Annotated in this window: 4 protein-coding genes; all 4 read left to right on the top strand. The window is 60.4% G+C overall.

Going from position 1 to position 4,472, the window contains the following annotated elements:
* A partial coding sequence (locus tag APY03_RS32680; RefSeq protein WP_232324500.1) for a DUF637 domain-containing protein occupies positions 1-1,657 on the top strand: 1,657 nt, incomplete at its 5' end.
* Positions 1,654-2,193, top strand: a complete 540-nt coding sequence (locus APY03_RS40825) for a barstar family protein (RefSeq protein ID WP_083944712.1) — start codon at positions 1,654-1,656, stop codon at positions 2,191-2,193. The genes APY03_RS32680 and APY03_RS40825, both read left to right, overlap by 4 nt.
* Positions 2,194-2,304: 111 nt before the next feature.
* Positions 2,305-3,993 (top strand): DUF637 domain-containing protein, encoded by a 1,689-nt coding sequence (locus tag APY03_RS32675; RefSeq protein WP_068683805.1) that lies wholly within the window; start codon positions 2,305-2,307, stop codon positions 3,991-3,993.
* Positions 3,990-4,229 carry a hypothetical protein gene (locus tag APY03_RS41950; RefSeq protein ID WP_232081086.1) on the top strand — a complete coding sequence of 80 codons (240 nt, stop codon included), beginning with the start codon at positions 3,990-3,992 and terminating at the stop codon, positions 4,227-4,229. The genes APY03_RS32675 and APY03_RS41950 overlap by 4 nt, the downstream gene beginning before the upstream one ends.
* Positions 4,230-4,472 lie beyond the last annotated feature (243 nt).

Below are 4,472 nucleotides of genomic sequence, written 5' to 3'. Positions count from 1 at the left end.
TGGCGCAGCTGACCGGCTACCGCTTGCTGGACGGCTTCGACAGCGACGCGAGTGGCAGCGGGTGCAGGAGCCGCACGACCGGTGGTCCTATCACCAGAGCGGTATGGGGCCGGTGACGGCGCTGGTGGTGAGTGTGGTGGCCGCAGCAGTAGCGGCGCCGGTAGCAGCCCAGGCGGGCGCGGCGGCTGGCGGTTCGGCGGCAGCTGCGGGCATGGGCGCTACGACCTCTGCGGGTGTCAGTGGTGCGGTCCAGATGGGCGTCAATGCCCTGGCAAGCCGGGCTGCGGTGAGCCTGGCGAACAACGATGGCGACCTCGGCAAGGTGCTCGAGGAACTGGGCAGCAGCGAAAGCGTCAAGGCCATCGCCACGGCCATGCTCACAGCGGGCGTCATCGACGGGCTCGGCAACACGATCACGATGGATGTGGACGGGGTGGCGACGCCGCTGAATCAGATCAAGGCGATCAATGGCGCCGGCAGCTTCCAGGTACTGGGTCGCAACCTGATCCATGGGACCGCGCGGGCGCTCGTCGACTCTGCCATCAATGGCGCAAGCCTGGAGGACAGCCTCACTCGCAGCATCGCCACGGCGTTCATCGATACCGGTGCAGCCTTGGGGGCATCCTCCATTGGAGCGAACACCGCGCCCGGCAGCTTCGCGAACTTTGCGGGCCATCTCATCGCAGGTTGCGCGGCAGGCGCCCTGCGTGCCGACAGGGCGGCCGGCTGCGGTGCCGGCGCCATCGGTGCCACGCTGGGTGAAGCCACCGCGCTCGCGCTCAATGGAAATCGCGCGGCCGAAGACATTCTGGCCAATGGGCTGCTTCCGGGCACCTCGCAGATGGCCAGCCTCGTGGGTGGCCTCGGTGTTGCGCTCGCTGGTGGGGATGCCAGTTTGGTCCATCTCGGTGCAGGTGCTGGATCGAATGCGGCAGAGAACAACATGGCTGGCCAGATCACGATGCTGGCCCAAAGCGTCGTGCGCTTCAATCAAGCAGGGTGGCACGCCGTGAGCGCCGCGGGACAGGTCGCCATATTGCGGTGTGCCGCCAACAACTGGTGTGCCTCGCTGCCGTTGATGGCGGCGGCCGTCGGCCACGTCAACAGCGCCCAGTTCGCGGCCAACCAGCCGTCGCTCGCCGATCAGATTCCGACGGGGTATGGAGCAGGGGGCGTTCTGAACCTGGATGGTTCCACGATCACGTCGGCGAATGTCATGTCGGGGGCTAATGCGACGACGACGCCCGGCACGGCACTTAACAATCCAGGCGCGCCGGGCTATAGCGCTTCCGATCCGACCTCGAGCGGAGCCCCACCTTCGGTGGCAAACGACGGGCCGTTGAGTGGCATCATCATGATGGCTACCTTGGACTCGATCCGCCAAAGGGCACAGGATGTCATCGACTACGCCGATGCGCACAAAGGCGCATCTCGACCAGGCTACGTAGGTGGAAGGACTTTCAACAACGATGGCCGCGGGGGCGGGCAGTTGCTTCCGGCAGTTGATGTTCGAGGAAATCCAATCACATATACCGAGTACGACGCAAATCGGTTCACTCCAGGCGTCAATCGCGGTGCTGAACGTGTTGTGATAGGGGGAGATGGATCGGCCTACTACACTGACGATCATTACGCGACATTTGTGAGACTGAGATGAAAGAAATTTTTCACTCCAAAGGAAGAAGGCCTGCCACTTTTCTGATCACTACGCTGGGTGATTCTGAATTGTGTAACTTTTTGTGGGCCATGCACCGAGCTAGAAGAAACTCGGTGATCCGCACATGTCGAGGAAGAAAAATGCATTGTACGGAACAGGTCTTCAATGAAATATCTGCTGCGCTTCAGTTTCCGTATTATTTTGGGGAAAATTGGGCGGCACTGGAAGACTGCTTGAGTGATCTAAGTTGGCTGGAAAGCGATTCGTACTTGTTGTGCATTACCGCCTCGCGCGAATTGCTCCTCGAGGAGGATGCGCTAGCTTTCAAGTCCTTTGTAACTTCTCTAAATTCGGTTGCGGACGGGTGGGCTGGAGCCAATCCAAATTTGGAACTCTTTGGTCGTGTTCCCGTGCCGTTTCATGTGCTGATGCAAGTGCCTCGCGGCGATGAAGCTGATATGCAGCGCAAGCTGAAAACACATCGCATCGGCTCTGACTTGTTAGAAAATGTAGTTTCAGATAATCTAAATCTTTGACGAGCGATTAGCCGAGCGGAATCGGAGCTGGCCGGGAGATTTCGCTTTGTCCAGCACCGCGATCGGTGGCTTAGCTATCCACTTGATCTGCAGAGCTTTCGTCCGTCGGTGATGCTGAACATCAAGGCCGATAAGGGCGTCGAGAGCCAGTTCCCCCACAACGGGGATTGGGCAAAACGCGGGAGTTTGGCTACGGCAGTAGAGTCGTTCTACGAGAACGCATCGGATGCCGAACTGGATGTCGTAGAAGAGGACCTCTTTCAATACCGATCGCGTCATGATCTTGGATTTGCATTTCGCGGAACAGATGTTCCATCAGTATTGATCGGGCGCTGGCAAGGGGAAGTCACTTTATCCAACGATGGCGACCTCGGCAGAGTGATCGAGGAGGTGGGCAGCAGCGAGGCGGTGAAAGGCATCGCGACGTCCATGCTGACGGCGGGCGTGATCGAGGGGCTCGGCAACACCATCACGATGGACGTGGACGGCGCGGCGACGCCGCTGAATCAGATCACTCCGCGAGCCGGCTTCATGCAGAACCTGGGGCGCCATGTGATCAATGCGAGCGCCCGTGCCATCGTGGATACGGCCATCAATGGCGGCAGTCTGCAAGACAACCTGGCGCACGGCATCGTCAACAGCATCGTCACCGCCGCCGCAGCTTCAGGGGCCTATGAGATCGGCCAATGGACCAGTGCGGGCATCGACCCGATCACCGGGGCAGTCGCGCCGCCCGCGTTGAACCGCTTTGCAGGCGAAGTGGCACACGCCATCGTGGGATGTGCTGCAGGTGCAGCCAGGGCGGGCAATGGCGAAGGTTGCGCGCCGGGCGCTGTCGGGGCGGCTGTGGGGCACCTGGCAGCAGGGGTCATCAATCCCACTGGCGACGTGAGCCAGACAACAGACACGCTGATCTGGTCGCGGCTCGTTGGCGCCATCGCCGGGGGGATGGTGGGTGGCGACGTGAAGTCTCTCGACATCGCCGAACGGGCAGCGAGCAACGCGGTACAGAACAATCGAATGCTCCACCCTGATGAACGCGCAGCGGCTCGCAGGCTGGCCGAGCAAAGCGGCGGGCGCTACACGCCCGAGCAGATCGAGGAGCAGATGCGCTTGATGGGCAACAAGAACCACGGCATACCGGCCGACACGCTGGCACAGTGGGACGTGGCGAGGCAGCACGGCTACAGCATCGATCCGGGATTGCCGACGCTGGCTGTGCCGGGGACGACGCAAGTCATCGAGGTGCCGGCTCAATCCAACTGGGAGATCCAGCAATACATCATCTCGAACACCACTATGGGCGGCGGCAGCGACGGGGTTCCGCCCTGGGCGCCGTATACAGTGAGCCGGGATGCAACCGCTCCGATCAATACATCGTCGGTAGCATCGATAGCCAGATGCGCAAACGGGGACTTGTCTTGTATATCCGGCGTGGGTATGCAACAGAACCCTCCACTGACTGCCCAGCAACAGCAGGCTGTCGGGGCCTACTTCGGGAAAATGAGTACGGACTACCAACGCGCGGCAGCTCTGGCGACAGCGACGGGGAACGTTCCCGTAACCCTTTCGTTTGAGATCGCCGCGGGCATAGCCGGTTTGCTTGAACAAGCGTTCACGCCGAGCACAGGGAAGGTGGTGATTGATTCATTTTTTGTTGATGAGGCTGCCAAAAGACTCTCGACACGCACAGGAATTCCTTTGATTGTGGTGATGGAAGTTGCGGAGCGAGAGATCAAGCCAAGACTTCAAGACGCCAGAAATCTCATAGATGACTCAATCCGAAGAGGCTCACAGTGAAAAAAATAATGTTTGACGTTGCTTTGCTGGTAGCTTTGGCCATTGGCTTAGGGCCTTGGCTTCTGCTCGATGCCCCCAGCCCCGTTTGGTATTTTGTTTCCGTCATCGCAGGGCTGTTTGTTGCTGTGTTGGGAATGGGTGCCCAAATGAAGCAACTTGGACAGGGAGATACCGGGGAAGAGTTGCTTGGATCGATATGGTCATGGGTCAAAGATAAGGTCAAGCGTTCTCGCTGATATTGCGCTCGCGTAACCAACCCGGGCGGCAGCCGTGTTGACCACGGCGAGGCGCGATGCGACTTGACCGGGCGCGCGGCCACCTTGAGCGCGGGCCAGACGCTGAGCCTCGATGCCGGCGGCACGCTGACCTTGTGACTACCTGCTCGACGCGCTGGGCAGCGACGGATCTTGTCCAAAAGCGCCTGGGCGACGGCTTCTACGAGCAGCGCCTGATTCGCGAGCAGGTGGCGCAGCTGACCG

The sequence above is a fragment of the Variovorax sp. WDL1 genome, assembly GCF_001541225.1.
In the GTDB taxonomy this organism is placed as follows: domain Bacteria; phylum Pseudomonadota; class Gammaproteobacteria; order Burkholderiales; family Burkholderiaceae_C; genus Variovorax.
The sequence above is the reverse complement of the archived record's forward strand: the minus strand, read 5'-3'. Positions and strand labels throughout refer to the sequence as shown.